The sequence below is a fragment of the Chryseotalea sp. genome (assembly GCF_057350905.1).
Genome location: NZ_JBMRCF010000008.1, coordinates 841,650 through 858,984 on the forward strand (window position 1 = coordinate 841,650; position 17,335 = coordinate 858,984).

At 41.0% G+C, this 17,335-nt stretch carries 18 protein-coding genes; 10 read left to right on the forward strand and 8 right to left on the reverse strand.

The genetic code is table 11. The features are described from left to right. From ACO1XM_RS12210 to ACO1XM_RS12230, 5 genes are all read left to right on the forward strand, one after another. A complete protein-coding gene (locus ACO1XM_RS12210; protein ID WP_486229292.1) occupies positions 1–405 on the forward strand; it encodes a hypothetical protein in 405 nt (134 codons plus the stop codon). Between the two features lie 59 nt (positions 406–464). Next, positions 465–1,178 carry a 3'-5' exonuclease gene (locus tag ACO1XM_RS12215; RefSeq protein WP_486229293.1) on the forward strand — a complete coding sequence of 238 codons (714 nt, stop codon included), beginning with the start codon at positions 465–467 and terminating at the stop codon, positions 1,176–1,178. A 2-nt stretch (positions 1,179–1,180) separates the two neighbouring features. Further along, positions 1,181–3,424, forward strand: coding sequence for a ribonuclease R (gene rnr / locus ACO1XM_RS12220; RefSeq protein WP_486229295.1), 2,244 nt, complete (start codon positions 1,181–1,183; stop codon positions 3,422–3,424). Between the two features lie 161 nt (positions 3,425–3,585). After that, positions 3,586–4,548, forward strand: a complete 963-nt coding sequence (locus ACO1XM_RS12225) for a polyprenyl synthetase family protein (RefSeq protein ID WP_486229297.1) — start codon at positions 3,586–3,588, stop codon at positions 4,546–4,548. A 2-nt stretch (positions 4,549–4,550) separates the two neighbouring features. Continuing rightward, positions 4,551–4,970, forward strand: coding sequence for a hypothetical protein (locus ACO1XM_RS12230; RefSeq protein ID WP_486229299.1), 420 nt, complete (start codon positions 4,551–4,553; stop codon positions 4,968–4,970). 15 nt (positions 4,971–4,985) lie between these two features. On the opposite strand, the gene ACO1XM_RS12235 is transcribed toward ACO1XM_RS12230, so the two are convergent. Continuing rightward, positions 4,986–6,158 (reverse strand): glycosyltransferase family 4 protein, encoded by a 1,173-nt coding sequence (locus tag ACO1XM_RS12235; RefSeq protein ID WP_486229301.1) that lies wholly within the window; start codon positions 6,156–6,158, stop codon positions 4,986–4,988. Between the two features lie 214 nt (positions 6,159–6,372). Here ACO1XM_RS12235 and ACO1XM_RS12240 point away from each other — a divergent pair, with 214 nt between their 5' ends. Continuing rightward, entirely contained in the window at positions 6,373–6,888 is a 516-nt protein-coding gene (locus ACO1XM_RS12240; RefSeq protein ID WP_486229303.1) for a GNAT family N-acetyltransferase, read from the forward strand. A gap of 89 nt (positions 6,889–6,977) precedes the next feature. On the opposite strand, the gene ACO1XM_RS12245 is transcribed toward ACO1XM_RS12240, so the two are convergent. Together ACO1XM_RS12245 and ACO1XM_RS12250 are read right to left on the reverse strand one after the other, a co-directional pair. After that, complete coding sequence (locus ACO1XM_RS12245) at positions 6,978–7,211, reverse strand: hypothetical protein (RefSeq protein ID WP_486229556.1); 234 nt, start codon at positions 7,209–7,211, stop codon at positions 6,978–6,980. Beyond that, positions 7,132–7,782: an RNA polymerase sigma factor gene (locus tag ACO1XM_RS12250; RefSeq protein ID WP_486229305.1), complete on the reverse strand. Its 651-nt coding sequence runs from the start codon at positions 7,780–7,782 to the stop codon at positions 7,132–7,134. The genes ACO1XM_RS12245 and ACO1XM_RS12250 overlap by 80 nt, the downstream gene beginning before the upstream one ends. Positions 7,783–7,955: 173 nt before the next feature. On the opposite strand from ACO1XM_RS12250, the gene ACO1XM_RS12255 reads away from it, so the two are divergent. Continuing rightward, a complete protein-coding gene (locus ACO1XM_RS12255; protein WP_486229307.1) occupies positions 7,956–8,354 on the forward strand; it encodes a hypothetical protein in 399 nt (132 codons plus the stop codon). Between the two features lie 170 nt (positions 8,355–8,524). Continuing rightward, a complete protein-coding gene (gene uvrA, locus ACO1XM_RS12260; RefSeq protein ID WP_486229309.1) occupies positions 8,525–11,389 on the forward strand; it encodes an excinuclease ABC subunit UvrA in 2,865 nt (954 codons plus the stop codon). 60 nt (positions 11,390–11,449) lie between these two features. Here the strand turns inward: uvrA and ACO1XM_RS12265 are convergent, their stop codons facing one another. Next, positions 11,450–11,896 (reverse strand): hypothetical protein, encoded by a 447-nt coding sequence (locus tag ACO1XM_RS12265; RefSeq protein ID WP_486229311.1) that lies wholly within the window; start codon positions 11,894–11,896, stop codon positions 11,450–11,452. Positions 11,897–12,095: 199 nt separating this feature from the next. Between ACO1XM_RS12265 and ACO1XM_RS12270 the strand changes: the two genes are divergently transcribed. Further along, a complete protein-coding gene (locus ACO1XM_RS12270) occupies positions 12,096–12,995 on the forward strand; it encodes a DUF2279 domain-containing protein (RefSeq protein WP_486229313.1) in 900 nt (299 codons plus the stop codon). 218 nt (positions 12,996–13,213) lie between these two features. Here the strand turns inward: ACO1XM_RS12270 and ACO1XM_RS12275 are convergent, their stop codons facing one another. Then, a complete protein-coding gene (locus ACO1XM_RS12275; protein ID WP_486229315.1) occupies positions 13,214–14,032 on the reverse strand; it encodes a toxin-antitoxin system YwqK family antitoxin in 819 nt (272 codons plus the stop codon). A gap of 78 nt (positions 14,033–14,110) precedes the next feature. Here ACO1XM_RS12275 and ACO1XM_RS12280 point away from each other — a divergent pair, with 78 nt between their 5' ends. After that, positions 14,111–14,254, forward strand: a complete 144-nt coding sequence (locus tag ACO1XM_RS12280; RefSeq protein ID WP_486229317.1) for a DUF2256 domain-containing protein — start codon at positions 14,111–14,113, stop codon at positions 14,252–14,254. A gap of 35 nt (positions 14,255–14,289) precedes the next feature. Here ACO1XM_RS12280 and ACO1XM_RS12285 read toward each other — a convergent pair whose 3' ends face one another. The 3 genes from ACO1XM_RS12285 to ACO1XM_RS12295 all read right to left on the reverse strand — a co-directional run bounded on the left by ACO1XM_RS12285 (position 14,290) and on the right by ACO1XM_RS12295 (position 17,335). Beyond that, positions 14,290–15,369: a phytase gene (locus tag ACO1XM_RS12285; protein WP_486229319.1), complete on the reverse strand. Its 1,080-nt coding sequence runs from the start codon at positions 15,367–15,369 to the stop codon at positions 14,290–14,292. After that, positions 15,353–16,252 carry a hypothetical protein gene (locus ACO1XM_RS12290; RefSeq protein ID WP_486229321.1) on the reverse strand — a complete coding sequence of 300 codons (900 nt, stop codon included), beginning with the start codon at positions 16,250–16,252 and terminating at the stop codon, positions 15,353–15,355. The genes ACO1XM_RS12285 and ACO1XM_RS12290 overlap by 17 nt, the downstream gene beginning before the upstream one ends. A gap of 63 nt (positions 16,253–16,315) precedes the next feature. Then, positions 16,316–17,335: a hypothetical protein gene (locus ACO1XM_RS12295; protein ID WP_486229323.1), complete on the reverse strand. Its 1,020-nt coding sequence runs from the start codon at positions 17,333–17,335 to the stop codon at positions 16,316–16,318.

A 17,335-nucleotide genomic window follows, 5' to 3' on the forward strand; every position in this document is an offset into this window, starting at 1 on the left:
ATGAAGAAAGACTTAGAAATACCTACCGTGGTTAATGTTACCATTGCTGTAGCCTGCAAGAAAGCGATAGGCGAAAGCGATGAGTGGTTGGTATATTTATTGAATAATAATGATTTCCCAATAGAGAATACATTGGTGGCCAGTAATGGATATGGAGAGAAGGATGGAGAACAACAAAAGACCTCTATTTTACGTCATTACTTACAAACAGTACCAGCAAAAGGCACGGCCTTGATTGAACCAATTGATAAAGGCGTTTTTCACCTGAACAATAAATACTGGGTGAGCTATTATATTGGCAGCAAAATTTACGATAAACGTTTTGTCTTCGTTCCGGAAAGCATCAGCGAGGATAATCTGACTTTTGTAAAAGAGCTTGGCATGGAGGCTGTATTACACTCCTGAAATGAGATTGTCATTAACAACAGGATTTTGCGTATTTTGAAGGAGAATTGTAGAGAAACATGATTCCTGAATTACGCGACATACTATTTCTGGATATTGAAACAGTTGCCATTACCAACAACTTTCAATCCCTTGATGAACGTTTAAAAGTTCAGTGGTCGAGAAAAGCTTCCTTCCTTAAGCGTGGTGACGAGCAAAGTGATGAAGACCTTTTTCATGAACGTGCCGGTATTTATGCGGAGTTTGGTAAAATCATATGTATTTCTGTTGGTAAGCTTTTCGACCATGAAAGTGGGGACTTAGGTTTAAAGACAAAGGCCTTCTATGGACATGATGAAACCATCTTACTGCAGGAGTTTAGGGAGATGCTCATGAAACTTGGTGATGGTGTAAAGCTTTGTGCACACAACGGTAAAGAGTTCGACTTTCCCTATATGTGCCGTAGAATGCTGGTGAATAACATCGCTTTACCACCAGCATTAAATCTGTCGGGTAAAAAATCATGGCAGGTAGAACACATGGACACGATGGAGATGTGGAAATTCGGTGACTATAAACACTACACTTCTTTGGATCTGCTCGCCTCCATCTTTAATATTGCTTCGAGTAAAAGTGATATTGACGGAAGTAAGGTGAATAGTGTCTACTACCAGCAGGGCGATCTGGAGAAGATAAAAAATTATTGTACAGCTGATGTTTTGGTGTTAACACAGCTATTTTTAAAAATGAAAAGCCTTCCAACATTGAAAGGCGAAAATGTTATTACGACTTAAGAATGTCAAAAAATAAAAAAACAAAAACTACAAAAGGAAAGGATTCCTTTTCACGTATTAAATCAATCATCCTTTCTGTTTTTTCAGAAAATCCAGGTAAGGGTTATAGTATCAAACAAATTGCCCGTAAGGCGCAAATAAAGAAGAAAGATGAGTTAAAGCTTGTAGCCAACTTCATTTATGAACTTGAATTACAGGGTCAGATAAAAGAAATCAGCGATGGAAACTATGCAGCGGTAGCAAGCTTAAATGCCATTACCGGTATTGTTGACCACGTCAGCTCTCGTTTTGCGTATATCCGTATAGGTGAAGATCAACCCGATATTTATGTCAAGTCTAAAGACCTTGGTTCAGCACTTGACAGCGATACAGTAGCCGTCAGTGTTTTTAAAACAAGACATGGTGAGCATCCGGAGGGAAAGGTGGTAGAAATAATTAAAAGAGGCAGAACACGTTATGTGGGACGTATTGAAGTTTCTAAAAACTATGCCTTTGTAGTACCTGATTATCGCAAGATGCACCAGGACTTTTTTGTTTATCCGGATCACCTCAACGGTGCCAAAACAAATGATAAGGTAGTCGTAGAAATTGTAGCCTGGGGTTCTCCGGATAAAAGTCCGGAAGCTAAAGTAACGGATATTCTTGGCAAGGCAGGTGAAAACGAAGCGGAGATACACTCCATCATGGCAGAGTTTGGTTTGCCCTTTGAGTTTCAACCACAACTGATTAAAGAAGCTAAAAAGATTGATGAAGGCATTACACAGGAGGAAATCAAGAAGCGAAAAGACTTCAGGAACATAACAACCTTTACCATCGACCCGGAAGATGCCAAGGATTTTGATGATGCACTCTCCATCCGCAAACTCGAAAATGGCAATTACGAAATAGGCGTACACATAGCCGATGTAACACATTACGTTGAAGAAAAAAGTCTTCTGGAGGAGGAAGCTTTCGAAAGAGCAACTTCTGTTTACCTGGTCGACAGAACGATTCCGATGTTGCCGGAGAGACTGAGCAATGAACTTTGTTCGCTAAGGCCGAACGAAGACAAACTCACTTTTGCAGCAGTGTTTGAAATGAGTTCGCAAGCACAAATAATTAAAGAATGGTTTGGAAGAACCATCATTCACTCCGACAGACGCTTTACATATGAAGAAGCCCAAACTGTACTAGAGACGAAGCAAGGCGATTTTGCTGAAGAGTTAACGCTACTCAACGATTATGCTCATAAACTAAGAAAAGAGCGCTTCAAAAAAGGAGCGGTAAATTTTGAAACCACTGAAGTAAAATTTAAGCTGGATGAAAAAGGTAAGCCACTGGCCGTTATTCCTAAAATTAGAAAGGATGCTCATAAGCTGATTGAAGAGTTTATGCTGCTGGCCAATAAGCGTGTGGCCACTTTTGTGTACGAAATGAAAAAGGGGGAGCAAAAGAATACCTTTGTTTACCGCACACACGACTATCCCGATCCTGAAAAAATTCAAACCTTCGCCACCTTCGCCAAACAATTTGGTCATGCGATGGAAGTTGAAGAAAGATCAATTTCTAAATCCTTGAATAGTTTAATGGATGAAATTGAAGGCAAGCCAGAACAAAATGTTTTGCAAAGTTTGGCCGTACGTGCTATGGCCAAGGCTAAGTACACCACAGCCGCTAAAGGGCACTTCGGTTTGGCTTTCGAGCACTATTCGCACTTTACCTCACCTATACGCAGGTATCCCGACATGATGGTGCATCGTTTGTTGCAGCATTATCTGGATGGCAAGGCTTCTGTTGATCAGACAGAGTTTGAGAAAAAATGCTTGCATGCATCTGAAAGAGAGAAGCGGGCTGCTGACGCTGAACGTGCTTCAATTAAATACAAGCAGGTTGAGTTTATGGCATCTGCTGAGAAGCGCGACTACGAAGGTATTATCTCAGGTGTAACAGAGTGGGGCTTGTACATAGAAATCATCGAGACAAAATGCGAGGGCATGATCCGCATGTCAGATATGGATGATGACTACTATGAGTTTGATGAAAGAAATTATTGTATTGTAGGCCGCAGAAACCATAAACGCTTTACACTGGGCGATAAATTAATGGTGCGCGTAAAAAAGACTGACATTGATAAGCGACTGATCGACCTTGTTTTTGCAGAGACCCAACTTTTTTCTAACAAGGCACCAGCACCAAAAAAGTACACAGAAGATGTAGACGATCTTGATTTTCCGGACTCCTTGGCCAACAGAAAGAAGAAAAGGTAAAATTCCCTCAAAGCTGTTTTAAGCTTTGATAGCTGTAGATTTTAAACAGAAGCTGTACTTTTATTGGTGAAAATTTGTGTGATCTGTGGCAAACAAGGCACAGATACTCATTTAAACATTTTTTAAAAGCGCTTGTTAATAATATTCCTTAAATACGACTTGTGAATTTTTTTGAACTTATTGAAAAAGAAGCAGCTAAGCAGAAGTTTGGCAAAAATCCGGATTCACTTTACGAACCCATTCGCTACATCATGAGCATTGGAGGCAAACGCATGCGTCCTTTACTCACCTTATTGGCCTATTCACTGTACAAAAAGGATGTGAAGTCCATCACAACCTATGCATTGGCAGTAGAGGCCTTCCATAATTTCACCCTCATGCATGATGATATTATGGATCAGGCGCCCCTACGAAGGGGTAAGGCTACGGTGCATAAAAAATGGGATATTAACACAGCCATTCTTTCAGGCGATGTAATGCTTGTAAAAGTATATGACATGTTCATGACCTTGCCGGATGCTAAGCTGAAGAAGGTGTTAAAGGCTTTTAATAAGTGTGCAGCAGAGGTATGCGAAGGTCAGCAACTCGACATGGACTTCGAAAAGCGAGACGGTGTAACTGAAGCAGAATACATCAACATGATAAAACTGAAGACGGCTGTACTTTTAGGCTTTGCTTTAGAGTTGGGGGCTATTTTAGCGAATGCCAATGAAAAACAACAAAAAGCTTTGCGCGATTTCGGTGTGAACATCGGGATAGGCTTTCAGTTGAAAGATGATTTATTGGATGCTTACGCAGATCCGGAAAAATTTGGTAAACAGGTGGGGGGAGACATTATTGCAAATAAAAAAACGTATTTATTGATCAAGGCTTTTGAAAAGGCAAGTGACCAGCAGAAACAAACATTAACACATTGGTTATCGCTGACAAAATTTAATAAAAATGAAAAAGTTGAAGCTGTTAAGAAGGTCTATGATGAATTAAGCATTCCTGCGCTGGCAAATAAAAAAATTAATAGCTACTTTAACAAAGGCTTTAAGAGTCTGGATGCTGTAAAAGGTAATGTAAAAGCTAAAGCAGCACTGCGCACTTTTGCCGAAGACCTGATTGACAGACAAGTTTAAGTATGCAGGAATTTTTTAAAGACAAGAGTGCTCAAGTGTATTACGATGCAGTGTTAGACACACTCTTTTTAGTTTACACGGGCAAGGTTCAAAACGACCAGCATTTTATTACTATCAACACTGCTGTGCTGGCGGCCTTTACAAAACTAAATACGCAAAAATTTGTAGCAGATATCCGCAAGATGGGCATCATCAGTGTGGCCTCCCAGAATTGGGTGGTTGCCAACTTGCTTCCCGGCATGGTAAAACACCTGAATGGTAAAATGCTTTACCACGCACAAGTAGTCGATCCATCAGAAATCCTGTCAAAAGTATCAGGTAATAATATTAAGGGGAGATCAAGTCAGGTGGCAGAAGGATTTGAAGTGGTGCAGTTTTCAGATACGGAAAAGCTTAATGAATATTTAAGAAGTATTAATTAAATAAGCATACTCAATTTACTGAGTCATCAGCTCAACATACTCCTCTCCCAGTTTTTTCCTGCTGTATTTCTTGGACAGTTCATGTGCATTTTCCTGTGCCCTGCGCAACATATTTTTGTCCTCGAGATAGAGCTGTAATTGCTTTGCCAAATTTTCAGGCTTGTGATAATCAATTACAAAACCGCAATCATGTACTTCAATGTCTTCTCTAATCCAACCATTGAAGTTGGTAATAACTAATTTTCCCGCTGCCAGACCATCAAAATATTTATTAGGCGAGCCAGTTTCTAAAACCGGTTTATTACGATAGGAAATGAAAACAGCATCGCTAACGTTCATCACTTCCCTTACACCTTCACGATTGGAGAAGGGCACAAAAACCACATTATTAATCGCTAATTTTTTTGTGGTGGATTTGAGTGATTCCAACACAGCCCCCTCTCCACAAAACAAAAATGCGACAGGTAAGTTTGCCTGCTCAGTAATTCTGGCGCAATCGAGCATGAACTCAAGTCCATTGGCAAAACCAATCGAACCAATGTATGATATAACAAAACGATTCTGCACGCCAAACTTTTGCTCAAGTACTTCCTTTTTAAGCTCCGGTCTGAAAAAATCGAGATCTGCCATATTGGGCAATAAGTGCACTGTTTTACCGGGCACTTGTTGCTCAATAATTTTTTTCATGGGTACAGACAAGGCCACCACAGCATGGCTCTGCCTGTAGATAAAATGCTCCAGTCTTCTTAATAAAAATTTAAGCATTGAATTTTTGATAAAGCCAAGTTGTATTGGCGCCTCCGGCCACAAATCACCTACTTCAAAAATGAAAGGCACCTTTCTTCTCCACTTTAGCCAAATACCCACTAAGCCAACAGTTAGGGGTGTAGACATTACATAACATCGTTCCAACTGTTGTTGCGCAACTGCAGTCTTGCATGCTAAAAATATAAATGTTAGGAAAGAGCGGATCCTTTTATAAAAGCCAAAGGCATTATCATATGGCACAGGTAAATAGTGAATAGAGATACCTTTATGAGTTTCATGTAGTGATGTGCTTTGATTGTGACCAGTAATGACTATAACCTCATGGCCATGTTCCACCAGGGCCGAAGCCAGGAAATAGGAGCGTAAGGCTCCACCCTTTTCAGGAGTATTAAAGTGCTGGTGGACAAGGAGAATTTTCACAGTGCAAAATAGCAGCGAACTTTTGAAAGTTCACCATACCGGCTCCCACTCATTTTTTGTTTACCTTTGCTGTGAGCAAACGCCTCTGAAAAAGAATAAAATACATCCGATCGAGCCTGGAATTGTTCCAGCTTAAACGTCACATCAAGCAGACGTTTATTGCGCTTTCATCTAAGCGCACTGTTCTTTTATTCTTCATTAACTAAATTTTACCATGTTAGAAACAACACGACTAGTACTTGTGCCTTTGTCGCACGAGCAACTACATCTCTATAAGCATCAACGACAAGCTTTAGCAACGAATCTGGGTATTAACAGCATTGAACCCCATGATGATCCGGAAACACTACCTCATTTGGAGGAGGCCATAGAATTCTGGATTGAGAGTACGCTGAAGCACCCTCAGCATTTTGCCTGGTATACCAATTGGCTCATCATTCTTAAACAGGAATCAGTAGCGATAGGAGGTATCGGCTTTTCAGGCTTGCCAAAAGAAGGTAAGGCAATGGTTGGTTATGGATTGAATAGTCAGTATTTCGGGAAGAATTATGCTACCGAAGCGCTTGAGGCCATGGTAGAATGGGCATTCAAAAATCCAGATCTGGATGCAATTACAGCAGACACACCGTTGGAACACTGGGGCTCACACCGGGTTTTGGAGAAAAATGGATTTAAGGAAGTAGCTCGTGACAGTGAACTGATTCACTGGGAGCTTCTCTACACGAATTAAAATTTACCTGAGGCAATTAAATCCTTCGTTACTGAATGTCTCAGTAGCGAGGGTTGCCTTGCCTGTAAGGAGATTGAGCTTGCTTGTATCTAGCGTTTCACCGAAGAAACACTTCTTACATGACTCAATATATTCAGTACCGTAGTGGAAGAAGGCTTTAATAAACCTCCGTCTAACTCTTTGGTAAGTGAACATAATTGATTGAATTGCTCATTCAATTCCGGATCGGAAAGTAATGCATGCTTAATTTCCTCCGTCTCCTTCTCCGTAGTCTCTTGGTACAAAAACCGGATCAGGTCGTTCTGGGTAAAAGTTTTTATCATAGGCTCTGTTATTAATCATCTTCTTGCGCAAGTTGATAAGCGCGTAACGCATGCGTCCCAAGGCCGTATTTATGCTCACGTCTGTGCGTTCTGCAATTTCCTGGAAACTCATGTTTAGGTAATGGCGCATAATCAATACTTGCTTTTGCTCGACAGGTAAATCTTTAATCAGCATACGAAGTTTTGCCTTAGATTCCTGTAGCACCTGTTTGTCCTCCATGGATGCTTCTGCAAATTCCATTGAGTTAAAAACCTTGCTACCATCTTCCAACACAATTTCCGGATAGCGCTTTTGCTTACGGAAGCTGTCAATTGCCAGGTTATGAGCTATTCTGCCAATCCAGGCAGAAAATTTACCTTCATCGTTATAGCGGCCACCTTTTATAGTGTTTACCGCTTTGATAAAGGTTTCCTGCAAAAGGTCTTCAGCCTTATAGCGGTCTTTTACTATTAAATAAATGGCCGTATACAGGCGCGACTTGTGTCGGTGTAGGAGAATTTCAAAAGCCCCATCGTTACCGTTTTGATAAAGTGACACTAATTCACTGTCACTACATCCTTTATTAATCATCTGCTTTGCTTTTAGGTAACGTAGAAATGTAGCTCGATAGTATGGGGTTTTAGTGAGTGATTAGAGTGAAAAGGTATAAACTTTCTGAAATTGCGCAAAAAATTTTTTGAAAAATCTTGCCTACAATGATTTTTATCGCCCTATTTGAACCCGATTTGCAGTTTTAACCAATTATGGCCACGAGTAAGAAGCGCGTTATTAAGAGTTTAGATAACCTAACGGACGATCTAAAGGAATTATTGAAGGATCAGTACCCTGCAGGATACGAGGGAAGTATTACCCGTATTACCAATGCTAAAAAAGAACCGATTTTTGTTTTCCCGCTGGAAACAGAAGATGCCACCTACCTGATTAAGGTTCCTGCTGTTAAAAACAGCGATGGTGAGTATGATGTTGAGAAGAAGGAGGAGGATGAATTTGGGGATAATGCACCAGGAGGAGGCGATAGCGATGACGACTATGGCAACGATACTGACGATAGTTATGGAGCCGGTGGTGGCGGTGATGATGATGATTATGAAGGAGGAAAACGTGGTGGTAAAGAAGCCAGCTACGATCCTGACTTTGACTAGATTACCTTAAAGCAACTTCAGGCTTGTTAATATTGCCACTTTGCTAAATTCCTTAAAAGTTTGCTATAAATTGAACACCATCTGAAAGGATGGTGTTTGTGTTTAAACCATCTTCGCTACTCAGATAACACCCAATTCGATTGAATCGGGGAAAGGCCTGCAAAAACTCAATGAAAAAAGACAGTATAACTATCGAACAGGACATCGACCAACTCGATCCCAAGCAGTTTATCATCATTAAAAGGGCACGGGTTAATAACCTTAAAAACCTGAGTGTAGCCATTCCCAGAAATAAGATGGTGGTGATTACCGGTCTGTCAGGTTCAGGCAAATCCTCTTTGGCCTTCGATACCCTTTTTGCGGAAGGTCAGCGTATGTATGTAGAAAGCTTAAGCTCGTATGCCCGACAGTTTTTGGGGCGTATGGAAAAGCCTGATGTGGATTATATAAAGGGCGTTTCACCCGCCATAGCCATTGAGCAGAAGGTTAATACACGCAACCCACGGTCTACTGTAGGCACCACTACTGAGATTTATGATTATCTGAAATTACTTTTTGCCCGCGTAGGCACTACTTACTCACCCATTAGTGGCAAGGAGGTAAAGCGCGATACCGTTACAGAAGTAATTAATCAGATAAATAAGTTAAAGCAAGGCACCCGCATCATGGTGGCTTGCCCCCTGCATATTAAGAAGGGGCGTAAACTCAGTGAAGAGCTGAACCTTTTATTAAGCAAGGGCTTCGCACGCATACTGATGAACGGGGAGGTGAAGTTTATAGAGGAAATGCTAAACCCCGTAGTGCCTGTTGAGGAGGGGCCTAAGACAAAAAAGAAAACCGCAGTAAAAAAGGTGAGTGAACCCACCGGTGTTTTTGAAATTCTGATCGATCGTGCCTCCGTCAATGCAGAAGATGAGGACACCGTTTTTAGAATATCAGATTCTGTACAAACAGCCTTTTTTGAAGGAGAGGGCGATTGCCATGTGTATGTAGAAGGGGGGGCTGTCTTAAAATTCTCAGACCGTTTTGAGTTAGATGGCATGACTTTTACTGAGCCATCAGTCAACTTTTTCAGTTTTAATAATCCTTATGGAGCCTGCCAGACCTGCGAAGGTTTTGGCAAGGTGTTGGGGATAGACGAAGACCTGGTTATTCCGGATAAATCCATGTCGGTGTACGAAGGGGCCATTGCACCCTGGAGAAGCGAAGCGATGAGTGAATGGCAAAAACCCTTGTTGAAAAATGGTATCAAATTCGATTTTCCGATACACAGACCATATAACGAACTCAATCAAAAGCAGCGCGAATTGCTCTGGACGGGTAACGAGTACTTTGATGGGATCAATGGATTTTTCAAATACCTCGAATCCAAAACACATAAAATTCAGTACCGTGTTATGCTGTCGCGCTATCGGGGAAGAACTACCTGCCCTGATTGCAGGGGTACACGTTTGCGCAAAGATGCACAGTATGTAAAAATTGCAGATACTTCCATTACCGACATTGTGCTGATGCCAATAGAGGAGGCGTTGACTTGGTTTCAGAAGCTAAAGCTACCTGTTTACGAACAGAAAATATCAGATCGCATACTCACAGAAATACGATCGCGCCTGGAGTACATGGAGAAGGTGGGGCTGGGCTATCTGACACTCAATCGCGTTACCTCTACCTTGTCTGGGGGAGAATACCAACGAATAAAGCTGGCCACCTCATTGGGCAGTGCTTTGGTTGGATCTATGTATGTATTAGATGAACCGAGCATTGGCCTTCATCCGAAAGACACAGCCAGGATGGTAGAAGTACTACAATCGTTACGCGACTTAGGTAATACAGTAATTATTGTGGAGCACGAAGAAGAAATCATGCGGGCTGCGGATCAGATTATTGATATTGGTCCAGATGCCGGGTCGCATGGCGGTGAATTGGTGTTTCAAGGATCGATTAGCGATGTAAACAAGCGCATCGCATCACATACCATTAACTTTTTAATTGGTGTAGATAAGATTGAAATACCCAAGGCACGCAGAAAGTGGAAAGACTCCATTACCGTAGTGGGTGCACGCGAAAACAATTTGAAGAATCTGAAAGTTAAGTTTCCGCTCAATACACTTACAGTGGTTACCGGAGTAAGCGGTTCAGGTAAATCAACACTAGTAACCAAAATTTTATATCCTGCTATGGGCAGGTTAACTGGCAACGTAGCAGAAACTCCGGGCAAGTATGATAAGCTTGAAGGCGATTTTAGCAGGATTACCCAAGTTGAATTTGTGGACCAGAATCCAATTGGCAAATCTTCACGCTCTAATCCGGTTAGTTATGTGAAAGCCTATGATGCCGTAAGAAATTTATATGCCGATCAACCTTTATCACAACAGCGTGGCTATAAACCATCTCATTTTTCATTTAACGTAGAGGGTGGACGCTGCGAGACCTGCCAGGGCGAAGGAGAGATTAAAGTTGAGATGCAGTTCATGGCCGATATCTTTTTGAAATGCGAGAGCTGCCATGGCAAAAGATTTAAGCAGGAAGTGCTGGAGGTAGAAGTAAACGGAAAAAATATAGCCGATGTACTAGACATGACAGTAGAGGCATCGTTGGATTTCTTTAAAGAGCGCAAGGCCATTTACGACCGGGTTTTGCCTATGTATGAGGTGGGATTGGGTTATGTAAAACTAGGTCAGTCGTCTAATTCATTAAGCGGTGGTGAAGCGCAGCGCGTAAAGCTTGCCTCTTTCTTAGGTAAAAACTCACCGGATGGTAATATTCTTTTCATTTTTGATGAACCGACTACCGGCTTACATTTTCACGACATTAGTAAATTATTAAAAGCCATCAATGCCCTGGTGGATGAAGGGCATAGTGTAATCGTGATTGAACACAACCTGGAAATCATTAAATGTGCCGATTGGATTATTGACTTAGGGCCAGAAGGGGGAGAGAAAAGAGGAGGTCAGTTGGTATTTGAAGGAACACCGGAAGAGATGGCGAAGAAAGGCAAGGGTTTTACAGCAGAGTTTTTGAGAGGGAAATTGTAAGCTCCTTACCTGACACTGCCTGCGACTTTGCAATCGCAGCTAAATGCTTTTTGAAAATGTTCATTCAAAAATAATGACGTCTTCACACGCCAAATCAACAATTTCAATTTCATTAACTTTTTCAGGAAGCGATACGAGCGGTTTGCAAATAGCACAATCATTATCTTCCCTGTTCGTGAAAACAAAGTAAAACTCACCGCCTGCTTCGAGTATATCCTCAAATCTTTTTAGTTGTTCCTCATTTGAGGTACAGTAGGGATAAGTTTTAAAAACATTCTGATAGACGGTTGCATTAGGCTGAAAAGCATTTTGCCAGCTTGCATCCACATGCGCTGGCTGAAAAGAGCCAGAAAGAATTTGAATAGCTACGCCCGCACAAGCCGGGCTATCACTGACAATACGCCCCTTTAATCTTGCAACACATAAAGTTTCATGCGACAATTCAGGCTGACAACCTGAAAAAGTCATAAAAACAACAGCAAATAAGGTGAGCAGGTACCGATCCATTTTCTCTAAGTGGTTGGTGATGTTATATAGTGACACTGACAATAGCGAAAAGGTTGTAAGCAATGGCCTGTATTTATTTTATTGATATAGTCTCAGACTTACTTGAGGATTGAGTGTGAAGATATAAATTGGTGTGATATAAATTAAAAATAACCCACTTAGGGTGAGTATAGTGAATAGCGTTTTGATGGTTAACTAAATGAGAAATATTTTATTTTCTATACCATTGTTGATTGCAGCAAATGTGTACGGAGCAACACTTACTGACTCGGTAAGTACGGTTAATAAAAAAAGACTATGGCTGGTTGCCGGAACAGAGGCAAGCTTTTACGCAGGAGGCATGCTCTATTTAAGTGAAATCTGGTACAGAGATTATGAGCGTGTACCCTTTCATTGGTACAACGATAATTCAGGTTATCTACAGATGGATAAGCTTGCGCACAGTTTTATTGCGTATCAAGAGAGTCGCGCTGGCTACTACGCTTTGCGATGGGCGGGTGTTCCAAAAAGCAAAGCCTTGCTTTGGGGAGGTTCACTTGGTTTTATACTGCAACTGCCGGTAGAAATATTTGATGGTATTTATGAAGGTTATGGTTTTTCTATGGGTGATGTGGTGGCTAATACTTCGGGGAGTTTACTATTTACTTTGCAGGAGTGGCGATGGGATGAACAACGTATAAAAATGAAATATTCTTTTTCACCTTCACCCTATGCCAAAGTAAGGCCGCGCGTACTCGGAGAAAATGCTTTTGAACAACTTTTTCTGGACTACAACTCACATACGTATTGGCTTTCAGTTAATCTAAAATCGTTTGCCAAAAATTCCAACCTACCTGCCTGGTTAAATGTAGCCCTTGGTTATAGCGCCAATGGTATGCTGGGGGAATTTGAAAATCCTGATTTTATTAATGGTCAACCAGCTCCGAATTATGATCGTTACAGACAAGTGCTACTAAGTTTGGATGTTGATTTGAGTAAGATACCAACCCGAAGTATTTTTTTAAAACGTGTGTTGGGTAGTTTGAACATTTTAAAGATACCCTTTCCTGCAATTGAGTTTAACAAGAAGGGTGTTAAAGCTTATGGCTTATACTATTAAGAATTTATATTTAATTTTTAGATCATAGCTCTTCCGGATTTACAATCCGGAAGCCGTATCAAAGAATTTTTAATTCTCCCTTCTAACTTATTGGAAGAGAAGCAACCTACTAAAGTTAAGGTTGCAGACCTAAGGGTAGAGCTTCAGAATTACAAATTCGGAAGAGCAGAATTACAATTTCGGGGAGCAGCGTAATGACTGATCAATCAAATTTTAACCTATCTCACTTTTCTGTAAATTTCCCTTCCCTTCTCGTTCCACTCTACCCGGACAAAAGCTTTTGTTTCAGGATCAAAGGGTTCTTTGGGGAATGAAATTATTTTCTTGCGCCTGCCATCAGGATAATATTCAATCCAGTCGTTTATTTTTTTGCCGAACTTATATTCGCCTACAACTGCAGGTTTTCCATTTTCGTGAAAGAGGTAATAGTAACCCTCTCTTTCACCATATTCGATAGGGATAATTTCTTTTAATTTTTTTCTTTCAAACGGATCATAGTAAGTCAGTTGTGATTCTTTAGGCCACCCTTTGAAATATTTTTCTTTATCGAGTAGCACACTGTCGCGATTGTAACGCATCCAGCGGCCATGCTTAGTGCCTTTGTAGAAGATGCCTTTCTCCAGTGTTACACCACCCAGCATAAACTTTTCATAGGGACCGTGTAATAGTATGCCGCTTTTGGGATCAAACTTTGAAGGTGCAGTTTTGCGAACTTCTGTGCGTTTATAGTCAAACCAATAGACATCCCTGACAAAAGTCTGGGGGTTTTCTGGCGTTTTAAGAATAAAGAATTTCTCAAAAACAATGCGCTCACCCATGCCTTTGCGGGTAAAGGCTTTTTTAGTCTTGATACCATAAAAGACCTTCTTCTTTACTTTCTTCTTTTTAGGACTGGCAATAGAATCGTCTTTTTGACTCAGGTCTAACTGATAGGCACCATCAATGGTAAAGGGTTTGTCTTCAGCATCACCTGTTTCCTCCTGCGCCAGCAGTGAAAAAGAAAGAAATAAAAAGAAACCAAGCAGTATTGTGCGCATGAACATTGAACGAAGATACAGGAATTTTATTTTTTGCAGAAGGTATTAACCCTTGGTATAAAAACTTGTTTAAAAAGCATGAGCAAAGGGAATAAATCCTATTTACCCCAGAAAGTATGCGTGGTTTGCCAAAAGCCCTTTACATGGCGTAAGAAATGGGAGAAGAACTGGGAAGAGATAAAGTACTGTAGTGACCGCTGCCGGAGAGAAGGCAAGCGTTAAATGAACCGGGCAGATCAAAGACCTGCCCGGTAATGTTATCGAACTATTTTTCTGCTGATCTCACGCCAATCATAAAATTGAAAGGTGGCATCGTCACTCATGGCTATAAATACACCTTTTGGAAATCCTGGCAGTACAGCATTGATCACATCACTTCCATCACTTTCTGATGTTGAAGCAAAAAAGAAAGATATCTCTGGATGCTCATGTGGTTTATCCGGACTTCCTTCGCGGGGGAATATGCGAAACATATTGGCCTGCTGATCGGATACAAGGATATAACCGGTGCTATCGTCAGTTTTATAAATGGAAATTCCTTCGATGTCTTCGGTGAAACCTGATGTTCCGAAAAGGGTAAGTTCCACACTACTGCTATCAGGATGTGCATATGATTTGTGGATGCCATGCTGCTCATCTGAATGATAGACAAAGCCAAGCTCATTGTCTACAGCTATCGATTCGATTTCTTTTTTACCGCTATAGAAACCGAATTTTCGTTTTACGCTGGCTTTGACAGCACCACTTCCATCGTCCTCCAATAAATATTGCCAGAGATAGTTGCCGTCTTGGGGTCCGGTTTTTCTTCCAACAATGGCATATATTTTTTGATCAACCGGATTGGTGTATAAGGCTACGCCCATCGGATCGCGTAAGGAGTCTGCTTCACCCTCAAAAACCGGTATACCTCCCTTGTCCAGTGCTTCTAAGTCAGGTAGACTAAAAACACGAATGCTTTTGGCATTTCGCTCAGTACAAACGGCTATGTCAACACGCTTTCCATTCAGGATTAAACCATAAGCAATGTCAACATTGTTAGGTCTTTTAAGAGGACGAACACTATCAACGATGTTACCAGAGAGATTGAAAGCAAATAAGCCCCCATCTCCTGTATCGCCCCCTTTATCAGTACCAATAATAAGTACTTCTGTTGAGTCTTGCGGATTAATCCAGATGGCAGGATCATCGCTGTCATGCTTTACTTTTTGTGAGACCACTACCGGCCTTAAAGCAGTGCTATCACTTTGTGCAAGAGCATTATTTTCTGTCTTGGAGGAGCAATGGATGAGTAAAAAACTTAGTACACTGATTGTGAGAATGCTATTGAAGGTTTTCATTAATTAAGTTTCTTTTATAAAAGAGTAAGGCAGGTTTTATGCCTTTGGCTGCTTCGCTAACAGTATAATAGCCTTGGCCATACGAATCGAAACAAATGGATTCGCCTTGTGGCTCGGGTTCGTAGGGTAAAGTTTGTGCTTTGTTGCGAAGAAGTTCTACAATACTTTCCGCTTCTTTTCTTTTCCAGTAATACACCGAGTCGTAATTTTTTAAAAGCACTTCTCCTGTCAACACATTAAAGTCAGCCCCTACAACTTGAGTAAGTGGTAGGGTTAGCTGTTTATTGGCTATTAAAAATGTATCGGTGCGTTGGGGAAATGGAAGGGTATACAAACTGATTTGTTTTTCACGCTTACTGAAAATGTACAAATCGCTTGTCGCATCATCTATCATTAAAGCTTCTGAGTCACGCTTGCCATCATCGAACTGAAAGGCAATGGTATCAATAGCCGTGATTGTTAATACTTGGTCTTGCTGTAACAGAGGTTCTTCAAAACGGTAAATATATTTAATATCGTGTACAGCATTGTTGTCACCAATCTCGGCTACATAAACATAACTCTTACCTTTTTCAGGACCAGTGCCAACGGTAATGTCTTCCCAGTCTCTGTTAATAAGTCCTTCCAACACCACGGTTCCGATATGTTTACCCAGGCTATCGATCAGGTAAACCTCAGGATCACCCGCGCTATCATTGTGTGTCCAGAATTTACCCTTGTTCACAATGCCTGCGTCCAGGCCAGAGGCCTCATCAATTTTCTTATAGTCAAGCTTGGAAGCGCTACTTGCTAATGTAAATAGACCTGAAATTTCTCCCTGTTTTTTAGCACAAGCAGAAAAAAGAATAAGCACTGTACAAAATGATAAGACGTTATGGCGCATGGAATAAAATTTTGCAAAGAAAGAACTTCCTTTTGATTTCAGAAAGCTCTTTTCTTCACTTTATTAGTCCTTTGTAAAGGTAAAAACGCGGGATGCAGCAAAAAGCTCCTCACCCTCCTCATAGTTATCCTCATCGATAATCTTTTGGAAAGTAATACTAATGCTTTCATCTACTTCATTAATACTGTAGACAGCAATAACTTTGAAATCTAATTCGTCCTCTACTTCACCATCATCTTCGCTGAGGATGAGATGGCTGCCTTCTAACAAGAGTTCTCCATCTTCTGCTTCATACTCAGCCTCAATCTCCAATTGCTTGTACTCTGTGTCAGATTCTCCATCTTCACAGACAGTCTCTTCTTCGGCCAGCTCTATTTCAAACTTCATTTCACCGTATTCAAACTGTAGACGAATAATTCTAACGCCATCGTCTTCAAGGATATCTTCGAAAGCCAGATCAGCAAGGTCAGGAGAGATTACACCAAAAACTTCCTTGAACGATTCAAAATCATCTTCAGAGGCGAGTTCCCATACCCATTCACCAGCCACCTCATTATCCAGTACTTCATATTCGAAGGCAGAAGGTTCACCAACTATAACATTTTTAATAGTTGATTGCAGATCGGTTATTGTAAACTCGAAAGCGCCCTCAGTGTCATCAGTGCCGGGCAAAAGAAAAACCACTTCAAAGGCTTCGGGTACAGAACCAAGATCTTCATCGCTAACCAGGGTAATGGTTTTAGCAATTGGATCGAAATCTAATTCACGTTCATACACACAATCATCAATTTCTACTTCATAAATCACTTTGTCGATTGTTACAACATCCTCAAAGCTGTCTTCACCTTCAATCGCATAGTACAATGTGATGGTTTCAGAAGGCAATTCGCCTAGATAATCTGCAAATTTTATTTCAAGTCCATAGTCTTCGGCATCGGCCAAGTCACCCCCCTCGTCTGTATCAACAATAAGTTGAAAAGGAAAATTGCTGTCGTTGGGTGTTACGTCTAACTCATTATCCGCACAGCTTGCCAGTGTAAGCAAACTGACGAGCGTTAATATATTATAAATTTTCTTACTCAT